Annotated in this window: 1 protein-coding gene; it reads right to left on the bottom strand. The window is 65.5% G+C overall.

Annotated features, from left to right (window positions below; translation table 11 throughout):
• Positions 1-851, bottom strand: an 851-nt coding sequence (locus A5707_RS10915) for a type I polyketide synthase (protein WP_197495309.1), incomplete at both ends; no start/stop codon positions are given.

Below are 851 nucleotides of genomic sequence, written 5' to 3'. Positions count from 1 at the left end.
CGCCCCGACACCACACCGCCACCCGGTAGACCATCGACCAACTCGGCCAACCCGCCCAACAACTGATCACGGTCCGAACCGATGACCACCGCCCGATGCTCAAAGGTCGACCGCCCCGCCAGCGACCACCCCACATCAACGAGGTCCAGCTCAGTGTGGTCCGCAACGTAGCCTGCCAACTGGACAGCTTGCTTACCCAGTGCGGCAGCATTTTTGGCGGAGATCACCCACGGCACCACCGGCGGCGTCGCCCTCGGCTGCTCGACCGGCGCCTCCACCGCCGGAGCCGCCTCCACAATCACGTGCGCATTGGTGCCCGAAATCCCAAACGACGAGATCCCCGCCCGACGCACCTTGCCATCAGCCGGCCACGGACGGGATTCGGTCAACAACTCCACCGCACCCGCCGACCAATCCACATGCGGACTCGGCGCATCCACATGCAACGTCGCGGGAAGCACATCATGGCGCATGGCCTGCACCATCTTGATCACACCCGCCACCCCGGCCGCCGCCTGCGTGTGACCCATATTCGACTTGATCGACCCCAACCACAACGGCGCACTGCGATCTTGCCCATAAGTGGCCAACAACGCCTGCGCCTCAATCGGATCCCCCAACGTCGTGCCAGTGCCATGCCCTTCGACGACATCCACTTCCGCAGCACTCAACCCCGCATTAGCCAACGCCGCCCGCACCACCCGCTGCTGCGAAGGACCATTAGGCGCCGTCAACCCATTCGACGCACCATCCTGGTTGACCGCCGAACCCCGCACCACCGCCAACACCGGATGCCCCAACCGCACCGCATCCGAGAGCCGCTCCACCACCAACATCCCCCCACCCTCGGA

The organism is Mycobacterium kyorinense (genome assembly GCF_001672775.1).
Classification (GTDB): Bacteria; Actinomycetota; Actinomycetes; order Mycobacteriales; family Mycobacteriaceae; genus Mycobacterium; species Mycobacterium kyorinense_A.
Note: the sequence above shows the minus strand (reverse complement) of the source record. Positions and strands in the feature narration are given on the sequence as shown.